The organism is Streptomyces sp. NRRL S-1022 (assembly GCF_000720135.1).
Taxonomy (GTDB): domain Bacteria; phylum Actinomycetota; class Actinomycetes; order Streptomycetales; family Streptomycetaceae; genus Streptomyces.
This window is the reverse complement of the sequence record NZ_JOIU01000032.1, coordinates 50,498-68,515: the sequence shown is the minus strand read 5'-3', so window position 1 is coordinate 68,515 and position 18,018 is coordinate 50,498. Positions and strand designations below refer to the sequence as shown.

The window sequence follows — 18,018 nt, the reverse complement described above, 5'->3', positions numbered from 1 at the left end:
GCTTGCCCCATGACTGAGCATCACTTGGCGCAGGTCAACATCGGCCGCATCGTCGCCCCGCTGGACAGCCCCGAGTTGGCCGACTTCGTCGCCCAGCAGCCGGAGATCAACGCACTCGCCGACCGCAGCCCCGGCTTCGTCTGGCGCCTGGTCGACGGCGGCGGCGCGGACGCGACCGGCATCCGTCCCGACGGCAACGACGCGCTGCTGCTGTTCAACTGCTCGGTCTGGGAATCGATCGAAGCCCTGCGGAACTTCACGTACCACAGCGATCACCTGCGCGTGCTGAGCCGCCGCCGGGAGTGGTTCCGCCGCTCGGCCGAGGCGCACCAGGCCATGTGGTGGGTCCCGGCCGGCCACCGCCCGACCGTCGCCGAGGCGATGCAGCGGATCGCGATACTCCGCGAACACGGCCCGGGCCCCGAGGCCTTCACCTTCCGCGACCCGCACCCGGCACCGGTCCGGGCGCGGGCCTAGGCCCGCGCCCGGGCGCACGACCGGGCCGGGCCGGGTCAGCCGTCCGCCGTGAGGGCGGTGGGGGCCGGTGCCGGTGCCGGTACCGCCCCGGGGCGGCGGTAGACGTAGGGCGGCGGCTCGGCCCGGCCGGCGTCCGCCGGCTCGCGGACCAGGTGGTGGTCCGGGGAGAGCGCGCACGCCGGATCGGTGCGGGCGGCGTCGCCGGTGAGGGCGAACGCCTGGCAGCGGCAGCCGCCGAAGTCCTCCTCCCGGCGGGGGCAGCCGCCGCACGGTCCCGTCATCCAGTCGGTGCCGCGGAAGCGGTTGAAGGCCGCGGAGTGCTCCCAGATCCAGGCGAGCGGACGGTCGCGGACGGTGGGCGGGTCCAGGTCCGGCAGGGAGGCGGCCGCCGGGCACGGCAGGACGGTCCCGTCCGGGGCAACGGTGAGCGAGACCGCGCCCCAGCCGCCCATGCAGGGCTTGGCCACGCCGTCGAAGTAGTCGGGGACGACCCACACCAGGTCGATCCGGCCCGCGAGTTGCTCCTTGCGGCGCTCCACCGTCTCCCGGGCTGCGGCCAGTTGGTCCCGGGTGGGCAGCAGCGCGGCCCGGTTGAGCAGGCCCCAGCCGTAGAACTGCGCGTTGGCCAGCTCGACACGGTCCGCGCCCCAGGCCACGCCCAGGTCGATGAGCGCGTCGACGGCGTCGAGGTTGTCGCGGTGCAGCACGACGTTCAGACCGAGCGGCAGCCCGGCGCCGCGGACCAGTGCCGCGGCACGTTCCTTCGCGACGAAGGAGGACGGGCGTCCGGCGATGCGGTCACCGGCCCGCGGGTCGGCGTGCTGGACGGACAGCTGGACGCTGCGCAGCCCCGCCGCGGTGAGCGCGGCCAGCCGGGCCCCGTCCAGGCCGGTGCCGCTCGTGACCAGCTGGGTGTAGATCCCGGCGGCCTCGGCGGCGGCGACGATCCGCTCCAGGTCGGGGCGCAGCAGCGGCTCACCGCCGGAGAGATGGGTGTGCACGACGCCCAGCTCACCGGCTTGGCGCAGTACGTCCGCCCACTCCTCGGTGCTCAACTCCGCTGACCGGCGCGCCAGTTCCAGCGGGTTGGAGCAGTACGGGCAGTGCAGCGGGCAGGCGTGGGTGAGTTCGGCGAGCAGGGCCCACGGAGGTGCGGTCCTTCCGGCGGGCCCGGGGTTCACGGGGGCGGTCACTTCAGCCAGCCCTCCTGCCGCAGGCTGTCGAGGAAGGCGGGGACGGTGCCGGCCACCGGCGCGCCGGGGAAGCGCTCGGCCAGCTCGCCGACGATGCCGTGCACGGTGCGGGTGCCGTCGCACAGGCCGACCACCGTGCCGCCGTGTCCCTTGAGGACGACCACGCGTTCCGGCAGGACCAGCAGGTCCGTGCCGCGCACGGGGTCGTGCCGCAGCATCAGCGCGGGGGCGAGCGCGGGGCACCACTCGTCCGTGGACTGCGGCATCACACCCGCTCCCGCGCGCCGTGCTGCTGTACGGCGTCGAGCAGGGCCCACAGCACATCGCACTTGAAGGACAGCGCGGCCACGGCCCGTTCCTGCTCCTCGCGGGTGCGGGCCCACCGCAGTACGAGGTCCAGCGCCTCGGCGCTGTCGCGCCGGCCCTGGTCGACGCGGGTACGGAAGTAGGCGAGCCCGTCCGACGCGATCCAGGGGTAGTGGCGCTCGAACGCCTCGATGCGCAGGCGCATCAGGTCCGGGGCGGTCAGCTCGGTGAGCGAGGCGGCGACGGCCTCCAGGGGTGAGCGCAGGCGGCAGAAATTGACGTACCCCTCCACCGCCAGCCGGACGCCCGGCAGCACCGTCTCGCCCGACAGCAGGGTCCGGCGGTTTAGGCCGGCCGCCTCGCCCAGCCGCAGCCAGCGCTCGATGCCGCCCTCGCCCTCGCCGCGTCCGTCGTGGTCCTCGATCCGCCGCAGCCACATGCGCCGCAGCCGCGACGAGTCCAGCTTCGCGGTGATCAGCGCGTCCTTGACCGGGATGTGGCGCTGGTAGTGGAAGCGGTTGGTGATCCAGCAGCGCACCTCGTCCGGGTCGAGGTCGCCCTGGTGCATGCGGAGGTTGAAGGGGTGGCGGTCGTGGTACCGGTCCTGACCCACCGTGCGCAGGCGGTCCTCGAACTCGGCAGGGGTCCAGGGCTTCGCCGGCGGGGCGAGTGTCGTGGTCACAGCTCGATCACCATTCCGTCGTCGGCCACGCCGAGGCCCAGCCGGGCGAGCCGCTTGTGCTGCGGCGCGGCGGGGTCGACGAGGGGATTCGTGTTGTTGAGGTGGGTGTAGAGGCAGCGGGCGGACAGCGTGGCGAGGATGCCGGCGGTACCGTCCGGTCCGTCGATGGGCAGGTGGCCCATGCCGGTGGCGGTGCGGGAGGAGATGCCGGCGCGGCGGGGCTCCTCCTCGTCCCAGAAGGTGCCGTCCACGATGACGCAGTCGGCCTCGGCGGCGGCCCGGTGGAGCGCGTCCGACCAGGCGGCGACGGCCGGGGCGTACAGGACGGTCCGGCCGGTGGCCGGTTCGTACAGGCGCAGCGCGACGACCCACGCGTCGTCCTCGGGCGCGTCGGCGGCGTAGCGGGGCCGCTTGCCGGAGACGGGCACCGCGCTGATCCGCAGGCCGGATCCGGCCGGGTCGCCCGGGCTGGCGCCGAGCGGCTGCGTCCCCCGGCGCTCCAGCTCCCGCCAGGTGAGGGTGGTGTACGGGGTGAGCACCGTGCCGAGGCCCAGGCGGCCCTCGACGGCCCGGCGGACCGGGGCGGTGGCGAGGATCTCCACGGCGTCCGCCTCGCGCAGCCGCCAGATGCCCAGCGTGTGGTCGAGTTCGGCGTCGGTGAGGACGATCCCGGCGATCGGCGTCTGCCGGGGGCCGGGCCCGGGGTGGAGGACCGGGTGGGCCTCGATCTGGTCGCCGATGTCGGGGGTGGCGTTGACGAGGTACCAGCGGCCCTCGTCGGCACGGACGGCCAGCGAGGCGTGCCGGCGGCGCCGGCCGGGGTGGGCGCGTGCCCCGGAACACCCGGGGCACGCGCAGTTCCACTGGGGGACCCCGCCGCCGGCCGCGGTGCCGAGCACCTGCAGCAGCACGGCGGGGGTCAGCGGATGCTGAGGGAGTAGGCGGTGACCTCCAGCGCGGTGTCGACGATCGCGTACCCGGGGGTCTGCCAGGCGGTCGGGGCGGTCTCCTCGGCGGTGGTGCGGGCGGCCGGCTCGGCCTGGTCGACGGCTTCGTTCATGGTGCGTGCCTTCCTTTCGGCAAGGGGTGTTCACCTCCCGGTGCGGGAGGGGGCTTCACTTGATGGTCACCTTGAGGAGGAGGTCCTTGTCGACGCCGCGGTCGCTCGTGCCCAGCCAGAGCTGGTCGGCGCCGGGGACCTTGGCCAGCGCCCGGAGGCGGCCGTAGGTGCCGTTGTAGTAGGCCTTGGCGGGTCCGACGCCCTGGCCCGATGCGTCGATCGGCATCCGCCACAACCGGTGACCGCTCAGCGCGGAGGCGTAGATGACGTTGTCGACGACCGCGAGCTGGGCGGGCACGCCTCCCTCGTCGGGCTTCCAGACCATTTTGGGATTCGTCATTCCCGCGGCGGAGCAGGAGCCCTCGCAGGCCGGCCAGCCGTAGTTGCGCCCCGGCTTGACGAGGTTGAGTTCGTCCCAGGTCTCCTGGCCGATCTCGGTTTCCCACAACCGCCCGGCGCGGTCCCAGGCCAGCCCCTGGGGATTGCGGTGGCCATAGCTGTAGACGCGTGTTCCGAAGGGGTTTCCGGGTGCCGCGGCGCCGGATCTGGTGATGCGCAGGATCTTTCCGTTGAGGGATTTCCTGTCCTGTGCGAGTCTGCCCTTCTGGGCGTCGCCGGTGGTGACGTACAGATATCCGTCGGGGCCGAAGGCGAGCTGCCCGCCGTTGTGCTGGGTGTCCCTGACGATTCCGGTCAGGATGGGGGTGTAGCCGCTCAGTGCGGTGCCGTTGAAGCGCATCCTGACCACGCGGTTGTCCTTGGTCGTGGTCTCCATGAAGAACACGTCCTGATCGGTCGTCCCGTTCCAGGTCGGTGACACGGCGACACCCAGCAGGCCGCCCTTGTCCTGCGTCTCCTCGTGCCATACCGCGTTCGGCACCGTGCCGGCCTTCTTCTTGGTGCCGTCCAGGGAGACCTTCCAGACCTCGCCGGTGTCGCGTTCCGTCACCAGCGCCGCATTGCGGCCCCGGAGGAACGAAATCCCCCAGGGTGTCGTCAACTTGTCCGTGAGCGTGCTGATCCCTGACGGTGCGCCACCCGCGCGGGGAACGACGGGCGGTGCCGCGGCCGTCGCGGGGGGATCAGAAACGCCGACGGTCATGACGGCGGCGACAGCGGTGAGGGCGGCCATGCCCGGGCGGACCCGATGCAGTGCCGAATGCGCCAAGCGTGACATCCTGATGCCTTTCCTGTCGTGGCGCGGCCGCGTGATGACTCGACGGGAACGACGCGGCCGACTGATTACGAGGGGGGTCTCATTGCTGCGCCGCGTCGTGTGGGCCCGGTGGAAAAGACGAGGGCCGAAGCGTGGCAACGACTCCTTCCTGGAGTATCAGGCGCCCCCTGGAACAACGGCCACCGGTATCGGTCCATCCTGCTGACGGACCGATTTTCCGGGGTGGGAACCGCGGTTGTCAGTGAGCTTGCGGGCCGATCCGCCCGGCACCGGTTCACCGTCTCCGGGAAGTCCCTCCGACGAGTGACCCGCCGTGGTACGGGAGGACGAGGACGCGGTACGCCGTGTCAGGGCGGCTTCTGCTGCGGGGAGGAGCAGTCGGCCTGCGCGGTGTGGCGCGGTGCCGGGGCGTCCGTGGCGTGGGGAGTCGTCGCGGGGCTGGGTTCGGGCGTCATGGCGGGTGACGTGATGTCCGCCGGCCCGGATGTGGTGGCGGGCGTCGGCCCGGGTGGGGTGGCGGGCGCCGGCTCGGGGGCCGTGGCGGGGGCCGGGCTCGGGTCCGGGCTGGGGGTGAGGCACGGGGGCGGGGGCGGTGTGGCGGGCGAGGCCGGCCCGGGTGCGTCGCTCGTGGTGCCGGCGTCGACGCAGTCGACGAACTGGACGAAGGGGACCGGGTGCGTGCCGTCGGCGACCGCGAAGTCGTGTGCCGTGTGACTGCGGAGCAGGCACATGTCGTAGCGGGCGACGACCGGGAGGGCGTCCGCCGAGGCCGGCCGGTACAGGTGGCGGCCCACCAGCTGGCAGGAGTCGTAGCGGATCAGCGGCCCGCGCGGGCCCACCGTGTAGCGGTGCGGGCGGACTTCGGCGGAGAAGTCCTTGAAAGCGAGGCCGGTGTCGTCGCAGTCGTCGAAGTGGACGGTGCCGCTGTTCCACGCGCAGTCGATGACGACCACGTCGGGGTCGCGCACCTCGAACCGGATGTCCTGGGCGTGGAACCGCTGTACGGAGTCGTGGTGCCGGCTGACGGGGAAGCGGAAGAACGTGCTGGTGGTGCCGTATTCCGGGGTGCTCTGCGGACGCTTGTCCGTGATGATGTACGAGCCGCCCCGGCAGGCGACGGAACCGCCGTAGGGGAACTCCAGGAAGTTGCCCCACTCGTACTCGACCTTCATGTCGGTGAACCAGTAGTTGAGGAACTGGTCCTGGTCGTTGGGCTTCTGCTGCCCGTTCCGGGTCAGCCCCGAGTACAGGAACGCCCTGCGGTAGCGGCCACCGACCCGGCACGCCTCCCACCGCATCTCCGAGTTGGTGTCCGTGCCGCTCAGGACGAGCCCGTACTCCCACTCCCCCCTCCACTCGCACTCGGAGAACCGGTAGTCCTGCGCCTGCCCGGTCGAGTACGAGTCGAAGAAGGAGGCGCCCGGCGTGGCAGAGCGGAACTGCATGCGTTCGAAGGAGAGGTTCGACCACACGTCCTGGTTCCGGCACAGATAGGAGCCCGGACCGGTGCCGGGCCGGAAGACGAGGCTGGTCATGCGCTTGCCCGCGCCGGAGAAGCGCAGTCCGCTCGCGGGCCGCGGCGGGGCCGTACCGTTCAGCAGCGCGAGCGGCCGGGTGATGAGGAACTCGCCTGCGGGAATCTCGACCACCACGCGGCCGACCCCGTCGGAGACGCGGGCGGCGGCGGACGCGTAGGCGATCTCGAAGGCTCCGCTGTCGTCGGTCCGTCCGTCGCCCACCGCTCCGAGGTCGACCACGTTGACCACGGTCTCCGGCTTGTCCGAGGAACGCGGGACGGCGGACGCGCCACGGGTGGACAGGGCCGTCGCGGCCAGCGCCGAGACGCCGCCACGCAGGAGCAGCCGACGGCTGACACCGGACACCGATCCATCCCGTTCTGGCATACTTACCTTCTTCCCGATCTTTTACCGCTTTCCAGTACATTCCGGAACTTTCCCCGTAAGGAGGGGTATGGCCGGGTTCATCGCCACGCTCAGGCATATGACGGCGGCACAGAAGTCTTCGAACGGGGTGTCGGCGTACACCCTGTTCGTCAACCGCCCGGCCGGCCGTGTCCTGGCCGCGCTGGCCTACCGGGCCGGGGCGACCCCCAATCAGCTGACCGTGCTGGGCGCCCTGTTCACTTTCCCCGCCCTGGCCGCCGTCGCCCTGGTGCGGCCCGGCCCGGGGCTGTCGGTCTGTGTCTGCGCGGCTCTGGCCATGGGGTTCGCCCTCGACGCGGCGGACGGCCAGCTCGCCCGCGCGCAGCGCTCGGGAAGTCCGTCCGGCGAGTGGCTGGACCACGTGCTGGACTGCTTCAAGCTCGTCACGGTCCACCTGGTCGTGCTGGTGTCGTTCTACCGGTTCTTCTCGCTGCCGAGCCCGGCCTGGCTGCTGGCGCCGATGCTGTTCGAGATGGCCGCCGTGGTGATCTTCTTCGCCGGGATCCTGACGGAACAACTCAAGCGGCGTACGGCGGACCGCGCGCCGGCGGGGCCCACGCCGGCGCTGCGGTGCGTACTGCTGCTGCCGGTCGACTACGGCGTGACCTGCGTCAGCTTCCTATTCCTGGGCAGTCAGCACGTCTTCCTTTCCGTCTACGGCACGCTGCTGCTGGCCCACCTCCTGTTCATGGCCGCCTTCCTGGTCAAGTGGTACAGGGAGTTGCGCTGACGACGGCTGCGGCGGCTCGTGCGGGGAGAGCAGTTCCAGCGCGCCGCGCAGCAGTGTGCTGGAGGTGTGCACGGTGTAGGGGAAGTAGACGACTTCCACGCCGACCTCCGCGAAACGCCGCTCCAGCTCGTTCCACTTGGGCGTGCCCCGCCAGTCGTCGCCCTTGAAGATGGTGTGGAAGCCGACCCGCTCCCACGTCCGCAGCTTGTCCTCCTCCGACTCGACGACGGCGACGTCGACGCAGCGCAGGCTGCGGACGATGGCCAGGCGCTCGGCGAGCGGGATGACCGGCCGTCTGCCCTTGAGACGCATCGCCAGGTCGTCGGAGGTGACTCCCGCGACGAGGCGGTCGCAGTGCCGGCGCGCCTCGCGCAGGATGTTGAGGTGCCCGACGTGGAACAGGTCGTAGACGCCGGGCGCGAAGCCGATGCGGGTCACCTCGCCGTGTCCCCCGCCGTGACGGCCGTGGCCTTCGCGGGCACGGCCACCCTCAGCGCCGGTGACCGCGGCGAGGTGTTCGTCCCGTCCGTCACCGTGAGCCGGTACTCGTGACGCGTGCCCGCCCCGACGGAGTCCGTGTGGCTCATCCACGGGCGGTCCCAGTAGGTGGACGACTGCTGCTGACGGGAGACCGGCTTGCCGTCCCGGTAGAGGCGGTAGGTGAGCGAGGCGTCGTCCCGGTCCCAGGAGGCCCGCCAGCGCAGGGTGACGTGTCCGGGTGTCGCGGTGGAGAGCGAGAGAGCGGGAACCTGCGGCGCCCCGGTGTCGGGGCCGGCCCCGAAGCGGGTGAGGCCCTGCTGGGCTGTGCCGTTGACCCGGGTGAACTCGCCGCCCACCCAGAGGATGCCCCGGGCGACCGTCAGCGCCCGGGGTCCCACCTGCTCCCCCGTCCCCTCGTCGGTGTCGGGGAACCAGTGCAGGATCCTGCGGTCGCCGGGCGACTGGGCCAGCAGGTGCTGCCGGTCCTGCCGCTCGGGGAACCCGCCGGGCGTCTCACTGCAGTCGTGTGCGTGCGAGGCGCTGTAGAGGACGCCGTTGTAGGGCAGGACCGCCTGGGTGGCGCCGAAGCAGGTGTCCTTCCACACCATGCGGTCGTCGTCGAGCCGGCCGGCGATACGGCCGTCGAAGATGCCCCCGCCATGGCCTTCGGCGGCCACGTAGAAGCGGGTGCCGTCATGGGCGATCGACTTCACCACCGACCGGGGCGGCAGCCAGTCCGGGTAGGAGCGCATGGTCGCTCCGCTGGTCGCGTCCAGGGCGACCAGCGCGTGGGCCCACCGGCCGTTGACCGAGTCGAAGTCGCCGCCGGCGTAGACCTTTCCACGCGAGGGCACCACGGACAGCGCGCGCACCGGGGCGTCGACGTCCGCCCGGAACGGCAGCAGCTCGCCCTGGGGGGTGAAGGCGGCGACGTGCGTCCTGTTCCGGCCGTCGACCCGTCGGAAGTCGCCACCGAGATAGACCTTCCGGTCCGTGGTGTCGATCGCCCGTACGGTGGCGGACACCGTCGGCCGGAAGTCGCCGCGCAGGGTGCAGTCGGCCGTGTCCAGGGCGACGGCGCTGGCCGCGCCGGTGGACCCGACACGGCTGAAGGAGCCGCCCACGTACAGCACCCGGCCGTCCGGCGACGCCTTGAGCGCGCGGACGGTTCCCTGGCCCCCGGTGAACGACGGCGCGCACGGCAGCAGGGCACCGGTGACCGCGTCGAACGCGGCGAAGTTGCGGCGCGGTACCTCCCGGTCGCCGGGTTCCGCGCCCGCCGGCCGTACCGAGTCGAAGGTGCCGCCGACGTAGACGACACCGTGTGCGGAGGCCAGCGACCAGACGATGCCGTTGGTCTGCCATGTGGTCAGCGCGTCGGCGGTGAACGACGTCCTGGGCTCACCGGCGGCCGCGGCGGGCGCGGGACGCAGCAGTGCGGTGGAGCACAGGAGAGTGGCGGCGACAGCCCTGGTGGCCGCCCTCGACGGGAGATTTCTCAGGCGCAATGGACACCCCGGTTGGCAGTGGTGTGGGCGACACGCCGGGAATGACACGGGGCCTGCCGAACTGGGGCCGCACGCCCTCTCCTGGGCTCATGCCGTGCGACGGCGCAGGACTCCGAACAGCTCACTCACTCCCAGCGGCCTGCGATACCACCACAAAGTAGTACCAAATACACACATTCCCAAGGTCATTCCGGCGGCGAGTCCCGACAGCGTGTCACCTGTGAGGAAGCGGACGGCGGCGAGCACCGACGCGACGGCCAGCCCGGCACCGAGGGCGGTCCGGTAGCCGCGGTCCACGGTCGTGAAGCCGAGGCGCAGCCGGATGAGCACGGCGGCCGAGAGGTTCTCCACGACGATGGCCGCGCCCCAGGACAGCGCGGCACCGAGGACGCCCCACCGGGGCACGGTGAGCACCCCGACCGTCAGTTGCACCGTGAACGCCACGGCGGTGACGACGAGGTGCCAGGAGCTCTTGCCGGACATCAGCAGGACGGTCTGGGCGTTGCCGACCGCGACGTTGACCATCGCGGCCCCGCACAGCACCACCAGGGCGGGCGCTCCGTGGACGAACTCCGGGCCGAAGACCGACAGGACGGTCCGGGGGAATCCGGCGAGGAGGAGGAACACCGGCCAGGAGAAGAGCACGACCCAGCAGGTCGAGACGCGGTGCAGGTGGCGCGCCTCGGCGAGCTGGTCGACGGCGAGCAGCCGGCTGATCTGCGGTGCCACGGCGAGCCGGATGGCGAGTTGCAGCAGGGTGCCCGCGGTGACGACGCGGCCGATGGCCGTGTAGACGCCCGCCTCGGCGCCGGTGGCCAGTGCGGACAGCAGGATGACGCCGACCCAGACGGCGCTGTAGTCGAAGAGGGACGAGACCGCGCGGGGTGCCGCGAAGCCCCAGAAGTCACGCCAGGGGATGGTTCCGTGTGCGGCGGGGTGCGTGGTGCCGCGGGCGGCGCGGCACCGGCGCAGGGCCAGCCACGCGGCGACGGTGCCGGCCAGTGCGGGCAGCAGCCAGGCCGCCGCCAGGGGGAGCATGCCGGGCGCGTAGCAGGCCACCGGGACGGCGATGGCCACGCGCAGCAGGGGTTTGCCGATCTGTTCCACGCCGACGAACGGCACCACGGTGCCGTGGCCCTGGCCGGCGCCGAGCAGCACCAGCCCGACGGTGGCGACGGGCAGGAACGCCCCGAAGAGCCGCACCAGGGTGACGGCGTCGGCCGGCCGCAGGTGCGGCAGGAGCGCGGTGGCCACCGCGGGGCACAGCAGCAGGGGCAGGGCGGCCACCGTACTGGCCACGACCGCGGGTACGACGGCCGCGCGCAGCAGACCGCCCACGGACCGGCCCCCGCTCACGGCGATGTCGCGCGCGACGAAGCGGACGAGCCCGGTGTCGGAGCCGAGCTTGCAGGCGTTGCTGAGGATCGTGAACAGGGCCACCCCGGTGAAGACCGACCCGGCGCCCTGCGCGCCGAGGGCGCGGGTGATCAGGCCGACGAAGACGAAGGCGAGGACGGCGTTCGCCGCGGAACCCGCCACCCCCCACCAGCCGCCCCGCGCGGCGGCGGCGACGCTGCTCGGGGCGGCGGCCCCGGGGGTGGGGGCGGCCGCTTCCAGGGCGGTCATCCGCGCGAGGCCGTGAGGGTCTCGTCCTGGGCGGGGAGTTCCACGAGCGGCACGGCGGCCTCCGCCTCCCGGCGGCTCCTGGTGCGGCGGCGCAGGGCGGCGTGCAGCCGCCCGCCCCGGCGGCCGGCGTCGAGCACGGCACCGAGGAGGGTTCCGCCGGAGCAGTCGATCAGCTCGTACGCCCGCCGGAGGTCCTCCCGCCGGGTGGTGCCGAGGCCGGCGACGAGCAGGACGCCGTCGACGCGCTGGGCGAGGGCCAGTGCGTCGGCGTGTTCCAGCAGCGGCCGGGTGACGACGACCGCGGTACGGGAGTCGGGTCCGGACGGCATCCGGTGGGCGGCGGACCCGCCCGCCGGCGAACCGGTGCCGCAGCAGGCGAAGCGCCCGGCGGTGCCGGCGTCGACGAGGCGGCTGCCGTCGGGCAGGGCGGCGTCACCGGGCGTACGGGCGGTGTCCGGCAGCAGGGGCAGCCGGGCCGTGAGGGCGGGCGTGCCGGGGTCGGCGTCCACCAGCAGCACCTCGTCGCCGCACTCGGTGAGGGCCGCGGCCAGGTTCACGGCGACCTCCTCGGTGGCGGCGCCGCGCCGGGGGGCCACGACGAGGACCCGGCCGGTGCCGCCGGGCAGGCCGGTCCGGCGCAGGCGGTAGGCCAGGGCGCGGTACGTCTCCGCGCGGTCGCCGCCCAGGTGGCCGACGCGCAGCAGGACGTCCTCGCCGGGCTCGGGGGGCAGCAGGGCGAGCACCGGGGTGCGCAGCGCGGCCCGGGCCTCGCCGGCCGACCGGACCCGGGTGTCGAGGGCGGAGCGCAGCCAGGCCAGCAGGATGCCGAGGGCCAGTCCGCCCGCCAGTCCGAGCAGGAGCAGGGCCGGCCGGCCGGGTCCCGAGGGGCCGCCGGGTGCCTCGCCGCGGCGGACGATGTCGCCTCCGTCGGTGTCGCGTGAGTTGATCTCGACGATGCGCTTGTGCAGGGTGTCCAGTTCGCTCTGCACGGCCTTGTCGTCGGCGTCGTCCGCGTCCTTCTTCTTGGCCTGCACCGTCGTGATCTGCTGCTGCACGCTGCGGCCGGCCCGCTGCACGGCGGCTTGGTTACGGGCCTTGCGGTCGGCCAGGTAGGCCTCGGCGAAGGCGTTGGCGCCGCGTGCCGCGCGCCGCGGGGTGCGGGCGGTGAACTCGAAGCGCAGCACCTGGGACTTGGCCGGGTTGGTGATCCGCAGGTCGCTCTCCAGTGCTGCCGCGCCGCTGTCGGCCCGGCCCATGAGGCGTGCGGCGCGGATGGCGACCGCGGCGCTGGCGGCGACCTGCTGTTCGGTGCCCATGCTGACCTGGTTGTCGGCGGCCACGCTGACCGCGCCGAAGGGATCGGCGGTGGAGCGTACGAGGACCTCGCTGGTGGCGGTGTAGGTGTGGGCGCGGGAGAACGCCAGGGCGGCCCCGCCCAGCAGTCCCAGGACGATCCCCAGGGCGATGACGGCGCGATGGCGCAGGAGTCGGCGTAGTTGGTCGCGCAGCTGGTCCGGTTCGTCGTACCGGTCGGGGAAGTCGATGGGGCCGGTCACGGGTGCCCTCCTGTGGTGGGGATCGGTGCGGGACGGGTGGGTGCGGTCGGCTGCGCCGACGGGACGGTCCGGCCTGCGCGGGCGGTGGAGGTGGTGACGAGCAGCGGGACGGCCGTCAGCAGGGTGAGCGGGCCGACGATCCCGAGCAGGCTGCCGCGCAGGAAGACGATCTGGTAGAAGGCGAAGGCCGGGACCAGGAGGGTCGCGAGGGTGCCCGCCCGGCCGCGGAGCCGGTGGCGTACGTCGTCCATGCGGCGTCCGGCCGCGCCGAGCAGGAAGAACACGACGGCCACGGCGGGCGGGCCGGCCCACAGGTAGCTCTCGATCCACAACGGGGCGGAGAGGTTGAGGAAGTCGTAGCCCGCGTACCGGGCCAGGGTGATGCCCGTGTCCCCGGGCTTGTCCGGCCAGACCGAGCGCGGGACGGGGAACAGCGCGGGTCCCAGCACGTTCCGCGGTGCGAATCCCTTGTCCCGCGCGTAGTCGATGCCGGTCTGGACCTGCTGGAAGGCGTCGTAGTCGCCGTTGGCGGTGAACTGTGCGGACAGGGAGACGACGGTGAACCGCTCCCGGTCGCTGTAGCGGAAGTAGTCGCTGTACGGGAAGACCAGCAGCACGGTCGCCATGAGGGTGGCCGCGATGACGCGGAAGGCGCGCGGGCGGTTCAGCCTGGGCACGGTGAACAGCAGCGTCAGCAGGACCGTGCCGACCCAGAACCGCGGTTTGCTGACGGGGTTGTTGACGACGACGTTCAGCGCGAGGAGCAGCGGCAGCAGCAGCCGGCGGACGCCGCGCAACAGACGGTCGCCGGCCGGCGCGCACGGTACGCACAGCAGTCCCAGCAGCGCCCAGAAGGCCGGCACGGACAGGGACCAGTTGCGCAGCGACGACAGGAAGGCGCCGTCCGAGCCGTCCATGTCGCCCGCCTCGCGCAGCGCCTGACGGCTCGTGAAGTAGGCGGTGATCCCGCCCGGCTGGCCGGGGATGAGCAGCACGGCCAGGGCGAGGGCGAGTCCGCACAGCGACAGCAGGCGCCAGGGGGCGAGGCGGCGGGACAGGAGCCGTTCCGCCGGTCCCGGCGCGGGGGCGGCGGGACCGGCCGCGCGGGCGTGGTCCCGGCGGGCGGCGACGGCGGCCCCCGCGCTGTGGGCGAGCAGCCCGAGCTCGACGACGGCCACGGCCATGAGGGCGGTCCCCTCGCCGGTCCGGTAGGCCCACGGGTAGGTGTCGGTGGCGAGCTGCGCCAGGGGGGCGAGGCCGAGCCAGATGTAGGCGAAGACCCAGAAACCGAGGGCGACGAGCCGCACCGTCGTCGCGGTGAGCACCCGGACGAGGGCCACACCGGTGTGTGCCACCACCACGCCCTGCGCGACGAGTGCCGGCGACGGGCGTACGTCCCCCGACTGGAGGATCAGCCCGGGCAGCAGGGCCAGCAGGGCCACGGCCCAGAGGGAGACCGCGGCCGCGCTGCGCACGCGAGCCTCCTTCGGGGATCCTCCATCAATCGGATGTTTCACCTGAAAGCTCATCAAAGGGGTTATAACGCCTGCACTCCATGAAGCCGCACAGGCGCGCGCGAACCTGGGAGCTCCACGCAGCCGCCGGCGCGGCACGTCATCGGGTGACACCGGGGAACCGGGCGGCGTGCCATTTGCCGAAGATCAGGACAAACATGCATTGATGATTCGCATCAAATCATCACATCTCCGGACAGAGGAGTGGCCCATGGGCAAGCAGGTCGACGTCGTCGTCGCCGGTGGCGGGGGATTCATCGGGGGACATCTCGTGGGCACCCTCCTGGCCCAGGGGCTGACCGTCCGCTCCATCGACATCAAGCCCCGGCACGAGTGGTACCAGCTCCACGACGCCGCGGAGAACGTGATCGCCGACCTGTCGCTCCTGGAGAACGCGCGCGCGGGCGTCCGGGGCGCACGGCAGGTGTACATGCTGGCCGCCGACATGGGCGGCATGGGCTTCATCGAGAACAACAAGGCCGCCTGCATGATGTCGGTCCTGACCAGCACGCACATGCTGAAGGCCGCGCACGAGGCGGGCGTGGAACGCTACTTCTACTCCTCCTCCGCCTGCGTCTACGCCGCCGGCAAGCAGACCGACCCGGACGTCACCGCGCTGCGCGAGGAGGACGCCTACCCGGCGCAGCCGGAGGACGGCTACGGCTGGGAGAAGCTCTTCTCCGAGCGCATGTGCCGCCACTACGCGGAGGACTACGGGTTCACCACCCGTGTCGCCCGCTACCACAACGTGTACGGCCCGCACGGCACGTGGGAGGGCGGCCGGGAGAAGGCCCCCGCCGCGGTGTGCCGGAAGGTGGCCGAGGCGGTGCTCTCCGGTGACCACCGGATCGAGATCTGGGGCGACGGCCTGCAGACCCGTTCCTTCATGTACATCGACGACTGCCTGCACGGCAGCCAGATGATCATGCACGGGGACAGTGGCGTCCCGGTCAACCTCGGCTCCTCGGAGCTGGTGACCATCAACCAGCTCGTCGACATCGTCGAGCGGATCGCGGGCATCCGCTGCGAGCGCAGCTACCGCCTGGACGCCCCCCAGGGCGTACGCGGCCGCAACTCCGACAACACCCTCATCCGCGAGATCTACGGCTGGGAGCCCTCGGTCTCGCTGGCCGACGGGCTGGAGCAGACCTACGCCTGGGTCTACGACCAGGTCAAGCGGTCCCACCAGTGAGGGGCGGCCCGTTGCGAGGACGGAGGAGACGATGAGGATCCTCGTCCACGACTACAGCGGCCACCCGTTCCAGGCACAGCTGAGCCGGGAGCTGGCGCGCCGCGGCCACAAGGTCGTCCACTCGACGTGCACGGCCTACGTGTCCGGGAAGGGCAGGCTGGCCGGGGACGTCGCCGGCCTCCGCTTCGCCACCATCGGGGACGGCGTCAGGCTGCGCAAGGAGGCCTACTTCCGCCGGCTCGGCCAGGAGACCCGGCTCGGTCTCGAACTGGCCCGGCAGGTCCGGCGTGCGAAGCCCGACGTGGCGCTGCTGTCCAACCTGCCGATCCCGGTGCTGGTGGTGACCGCGGCCGTGCTGCGGAGGCTGGGCGTCCCCTGGGTGCTGTGGCACCAGGACGTGACCGCGGTCGCGCTCCAGAGCTTCGCCGCCGCCGATGTCGCCAAGTCGATGCGCCTGGCCGCGAAGGTCTTCGAGGCGGCCGAGAAGTGGTCGGCTCGGCAGGCCGCGGCCATCGTGGTGATCGCCGACTCGTTCGTGCGGGTCCACGAGCAGTGGGGCACCGCCGGCAAGGTCACCGTCATCCCCAACTGGGCGCCGCTGGACGAGATCGTCCCGGTGGAACGGGCCAACGCCTGGTCGGCGGAGCACGGCCTGGACGGTGTGCGGACCGTGCTGTACTCGGGCACGCTCGGGCTGAAGCACAACCCGGAGCTGCTGGTGCGGCTGGCCGAGCGGCTGCGGGACCAGGGCCGCCCGGTACGGCTCGTCGTCGTCAACGACGGTCCCGCCGTACCCGTCCTCAGGGAGGCGGCGGCGGCGCGGGGCGTCGAACTGGCCCTGCTGCCCTTCCAGCCCTACGAGCGGCTGCCCGAGGTGCTCGGCACCGGTGACGTCCTGGTCGTGCTGCTGGACCCGGACGCCGGGCAGTTCTCGGTCCCGTCCAAGACGCTGTCCTACCTGTGCGCCGGGCGGCCGGTGCTCGGCCTGATGCCCGCCGGCAACCTCGCCGCCCGGCTGCTCCGGCAGGCGGGCTCGGCGGTCTTCCCGCCGGAGGAGCCGGCCCTGGACGAAGCGGCCGCCTGGGTCCGCGAAGTCCTCTCCGACCCGGACCGGGCCGAGCGACTGGGCAAGGAGAGCCGCGCGCTGGCGGAGCGGGAGTTCGCCCTGGAAGGCTGCGCCTCCCGCTTCGAGGACATCCTCACCGGCGTGACCGGCACCCCCGGACACCGGCACCGCCCCTGACCCGACGCCGTCCCTGACCCGACGCCGCGTGGCCGGCCGCCGACCGCGGCCGGCCACGCGGCCGTCCGCGCCGGCCCTCCCCGGTACTGCACCGGGCGGGGCCGGGGGATCAGACGACCGGGGCCGGGGTGGCCGGCTTCCGGTCGGGGTGGTCGTCGGCCGGGCTCACCGGGCGGGCCGAGTACCCCGGGCCGGTGGGCTCGTCGGGGCCGCCGCCCTGGTAGATCTCCTCCAGCCGGTCCGCCACGGCACCGATGGAGTAGACGTCCTCGACCACACGGCGGCCGGCCCGTGCCATCCGGGCGCACAGGTCCGGGTCGCCGAGCAGCCGGCGCACCGCTGCCGCCATGGCGGCGGGGCTGCCGTCGGTGACGAGTGCGGCACCGCGGCGGGCCAGCTCGTCGGCGATGCCGCAGGTGTCGGTGCACACCACGGGCGTACCGGCGGCCAGCGCCTCGATCAGGGTCATGCCGAACGGCTCGTTCACGCTCGGCAGCACATGGACGGCCGCCGTCCGGTACGCCTCGTGCGCCTCGGCGGGAGCGAGCGCACCGCCGTAGCGGACCACGTCCGCGAGCCCGTCCCGGATGAGCCGGCGGACGGCGGTCAGCGATCCGTCGTCCGGGCCGAACAGGGTGAACCGGGCCTCGGGCATCTCCTCGTGGACCAGCGCGGCCATCTCCACGAACGCCTCCGGACGCTTGCGGGGATGCAGCCGGGCCAGGAACACCACGTGGGGGTCGCGCGGCTGCCGCGGCTCCGGCCCGGGCGGACCCGGCCGGATGCCGTTGGGCAGGATCCGCAGCGGCGGACCGGCGGGACCCAGCACCCGTGCCACCAGCCGGCGCTCCTGCTCGGTCAGGACGCAGCAGGCGCGGGCCCGGCGCAGCAACGGCAGGTAGAGCACGTCGAAGATCCGGACGGGGAGCGCGGTGCGCGGCTCGACCATGCCGTGCGTCTGGGCCACGCACGGCACCCGGCGCAGGGCGGCGACGGCGAGGGCGGCGAGGGAGACCAGGTCCCGTCCCGCGTGGACGTGCACGACGTCGGCGCCGCGCACGGCCCGCCACAGGTCGCGTACGAGGAGGGGGTGCAGCAGGCCGATGCAGCCTCGTCCGGGCAGCAGCGTACGGGCGGGGCGGGAGCGCAGCCGGACGGCGCCGGCACGGTCCGGCGCCGGGCCGCTGCCCCGCCACAGCGACAGCAGGGTGACGTCGTGACCGCGTGCGGCCAGCTCCTCCGACTGGGCGACCGCGACGCTCGGCGGACCGCCGAAGAGACCGTCGTCGCTGACGAGCGTGACCACGTGGAGCAGTCTCATGCCGTACGCC

General features: G+C 73.0%; 16 protein-coding genes and 1 pseudogene. 4 read left to right on the top strand and 13 right to left on the bottom strand.

What is annotated here, in order from left to right:
- Nucleotides 1-9: 9 nt before the first annotated feature.
- On the top strand, nucleotides 10-477 hold the full coding sequence (locus tag IG05_RS0135400) for a DUF3291 domain-containing protein (protein ID WP_030348190.1): 468 nt from the start codon (nucleotides 10-12) through the stop codon (nucleotides 475-477).
- Between the two features lie 35 nt (nucleotides 478-512).
- Here IG05_RS0135400 and pqqE read toward each other — a convergent pair whose 3' ends face one another.
- From pqqE to IG05_RS50090, 7 genes are all read right to left on the bottom strand, one after another.
- On the bottom strand, nucleotides 513-1,670 hold the full coding sequence (gene pqqE / locus IG05_RS0135395; protein WP_030348189.1) for a pyrroloquinoline quinone biosynthesis protein PqqE: 1,158 nt from the start codon (nucleotides 1,668-1,670) through the stop codon (nucleotides 513-515).
- Nucleotides 1,667-1,936, bottom strand: coding sequence for a pyrroloquinoline quinone biosynthesis peptide chaperone PqqD (pqqD, locus tag IG05_RS0135390; protein ID WP_199808433.1), 270 nt, complete (start codon nucleotides 1,934-1,936; stop codon nucleotides 1,667-1,669). Before pqqD ends, pqqE begins: the two co-directional genes overlap by 4 nt.
- Nucleotides 1,936-2,658: a pyrroloquinoline-quinone synthase PqqC gene (gene pqqC, locus IG05_RS0135385; protein WP_030348187.1), complete on the bottom strand. Its 723-nt coding sequence runs from the start codon at nucleotides 2,656-2,658 to the stop codon at nucleotides 1,936-1,938. The genes pqqD and pqqC overlap by 1 nt, the downstream gene beginning before the upstream one ends.
- Nucleotides 2,655-3,569 carry a pyrroloquinoline quinone biosynthesis protein PqqB gene (pqqB, locus tag IG05_RS0135380; RefSeq protein ID WP_030348186.1) on the bottom strand — a complete coding sequence of 305 codons (915 nt, stop codon included), beginning with the start codon at nucleotides 3,567-3,569 and terminating at the stop codon, nucleotides 2,655-2,657. Before pqqB ends, pqqC begins: the two co-directional genes overlap by 4 nt.
- 8 nt (nucleotides 3,570-3,577) lie before the next feature.
- The gene (gene pqqA, locus IG05_RS0135375) at nucleotides 3,578-3,718 is read right to left on the bottom strand and encodes a pyrroloquinoline quinone precursor peptide PqqA (protein ID WP_030348185.1); all 141 of its coding nucleotides are present in this window, start codon (nucleotides 3,716-3,718) and stop codon (nucleotides 3,578-3,580) included.
- A 55-nt stretch (nucleotides 3,719-3,773) separates the two neighbouring features.
- On the bottom strand, nucleotides 3,774-4,820 hold the full coding sequence (locus tag IG05_RS0135370; RefSeq protein WP_267883335.1) for a PQQ-dependent sugar dehydrogenase: 1,047 nt from the start codon (nucleotides 4,818-4,820) through the stop codon (nucleotides 3,774-3,776).
- Nucleotides 4,821-5,242: 422 nt separating this feature from the next.
- Nucleotides 5,243-6,799 (bottom strand): glycosyl hydrolase family 28-related protein, encoded by a 1,557-nt coding sequence (locus IG05_RS50090; protein WP_267883334.1) that lies wholly within the window; start codon nucleotides 6,797-6,799, stop codon nucleotides 5,243-5,245.
- A 67-nt stretch (nucleotides 6,800-6,866) separates the two neighbouring features.
- Here IG05_RS50090 and IG05_RS0135360 point away from each other — a divergent pair, with 67 nt between their 5' ends.
- Nucleotides 6,867-7,568, top strand: a complete 702-nt coding sequence (locus IG05_RS0135360) for a CDP-alcohol phosphatidyltransferase family protein (protein ID WP_030348182.1) — start codon at nucleotides 6,867-6,869, stop codon at nucleotides 7,566-7,568.
- Between the two features lie 27 nt (nucleotides 7,569-7,595).
- Here the strand turns inward: IG05_RS0135360 and IG05_RS0135355 are convergent.
- From IG05_RS0135355 to IG05_RS0135335, 5 genes and pseudogenes are all read right to left on the bottom strand, one after another.
- Nucleotides 7,596-8,006: pseudogene (locus IG05_RS0135355) on the bottom strand (adenylyltransferase/cytidyltransferase family protein); the annotation flags it as partial.
- Nucleotides 8,003-9,556, bottom strand: a complete 1,554-nt coding sequence (locus tag IG05_RS0135350; protein ID WP_030348180.1) for a hypothetical protein — start codon at nucleotides 9,554-9,556, stop codon at nucleotides 8,003-8,005. The gene IG05_RS0135350 and the pseudogene IG05_RS0135355, both read right to left, overlap by 4 nt.
- Before the next feature lie 87 nt (nucleotides 9,557-9,643).
- Entirely contained in the window at nucleotides 9,644-11,182 is a 1,539-nt protein-coding gene (locus IG05_RS0135345) for a lipopolysaccharide biosynthesis protein (protein WP_030348179.1), read from the bottom strand.
- Complete coding sequence (locus IG05_RS0135340; RefSeq protein ID WP_030348178.1) at nucleotides 11,179-12,738, bottom strand: hypothetical protein; 1,560 nt, start codon at nucleotides 12,736-12,738, stop codon at nucleotides 11,179-11,181. The genes IG05_RS0135345 and IG05_RS0135340 overlap by 4 nt, the downstream gene beginning before the upstream one ends.
- Nucleotides 12,735-14,213 (bottom strand): hypothetical protein, encoded by a 1,479-nt coding sequence (locus IG05_RS0135335; protein WP_030348177.1) that lies wholly within the window; start codon nucleotides 14,211-14,213, stop codon nucleotides 12,735-12,737. Before IG05_RS0135335 ends, IG05_RS0135340 begins: the two co-directional genes overlap by 4 nt.
- A 250-nt stretch (nucleotides 14,214-14,463) precedes the next feature.
- Between IG05_RS0135335 and IG05_RS0135330 the strand changes: the two genes are divergently transcribed.
- Nucleotides 14,464-15,444: an NAD-dependent epimerase/dehydratase family protein gene (locus tag IG05_RS0135330; protein ID WP_030348176.1), complete on the top strand. Its 981-nt coding sequence runs from the start codon at nucleotides 14,464-14,466 to the stop codon at nucleotides 15,442-15,444.
- 31 nt (nucleotides 15,445-15,475) lie between these two features.
- Nucleotides 15,476-16,687, top strand: coding sequence for a glycosyltransferase family 4 protein (locus tag IG05_RS0135325; protein ID WP_030348175.1), 1,212 nt, complete (start codon nucleotides 15,476-15,478; stop codon nucleotides 16,685-16,687).
- 109 nt (nucleotides 16,688-16,796) lie between these two features.
- Here IG05_RS0135325 and IG05_RS0135320 read toward each other — a convergent pair whose 3' ends face one another.
- Entirely contained in the window at nucleotides 16,797-18,008 is a 1,212-nt protein-coding gene (locus IG05_RS0135320) for a glycosyltransferase family 4 protein (protein WP_030348174.1), read from the bottom strand.
- Nucleotides 18,009-18,018: the final 10 nt, after the last annotated feature.

Coding starts and splice junctions, on each gene's coding strand:
- IG05_RS0135400 (WP_030348190.1), top strand. CDS start 10: ATGACTGAGCATCACTTGGCGCAGGTCAACATCGGCCGCATCGTCGCC.
- IG05_RS0135330 (WP_030348176.1), top strand. CDS start 14,464: ATGGGCAAGCAGGTCGACGTCGTCGTCGCCGGTGGCGGGGGATTCATC.
- IG05_RS0135325 (WP_030348175.1), top strand. CDS start 15,476: ATGAGGATCCTCGTCCACGACTACAGCGGCCACCCGTTCCAGGCACAG.
- IG05_RS0135370 (WP_267883335.1), bottom strand. CDS start 4,820: ATGACCGTCGGCGTTTCTGATCCCCCCGCGACGGCCGCGGCACCGCCC.
- pqqD (WP_199808433.1), bottom strand. CDS start 1,936: ATGCCGCAGTCCACGGACGAGTGGTGCCCCGCGCTCGCCCCCGCGCTG.
- pqqA (WP_030348185.1), bottom strand. CDS start 3,718: ATGAACGAAGCCGTCGACCAGGCCGAGCCGGCCGCCCGCACCACCGCC.
- IG05_RS0135360 (WP_030348182.1), top strand. CDS start 6,867: ATGGCCGGGTTCATCGCCACGCTCAGGCATATGACGGCGGCACAGAAG.
- IG05_RS50090 (WP_267883334.1), bottom strand. CDS start 6,799: ATGCCAGAACGGGATGGATCGGTGTCCGGTGTCAGCCGTCGGCTGCTC.
- IG05_RS0135345 (WP_030348179.1), bottom strand. CDS start 11,182: ATGACCGCCCTGGAAGCGGCCGCCCCCACCCCCGGGGCCGCCGCCCCG.
- IG05_RS0135320 (WP_030348174.1), bottom strand. CDS start 18,008: ATGAGACTGCTCCACGTGGTCACGCTCGTCAGCGACGACGGTCTCTTC.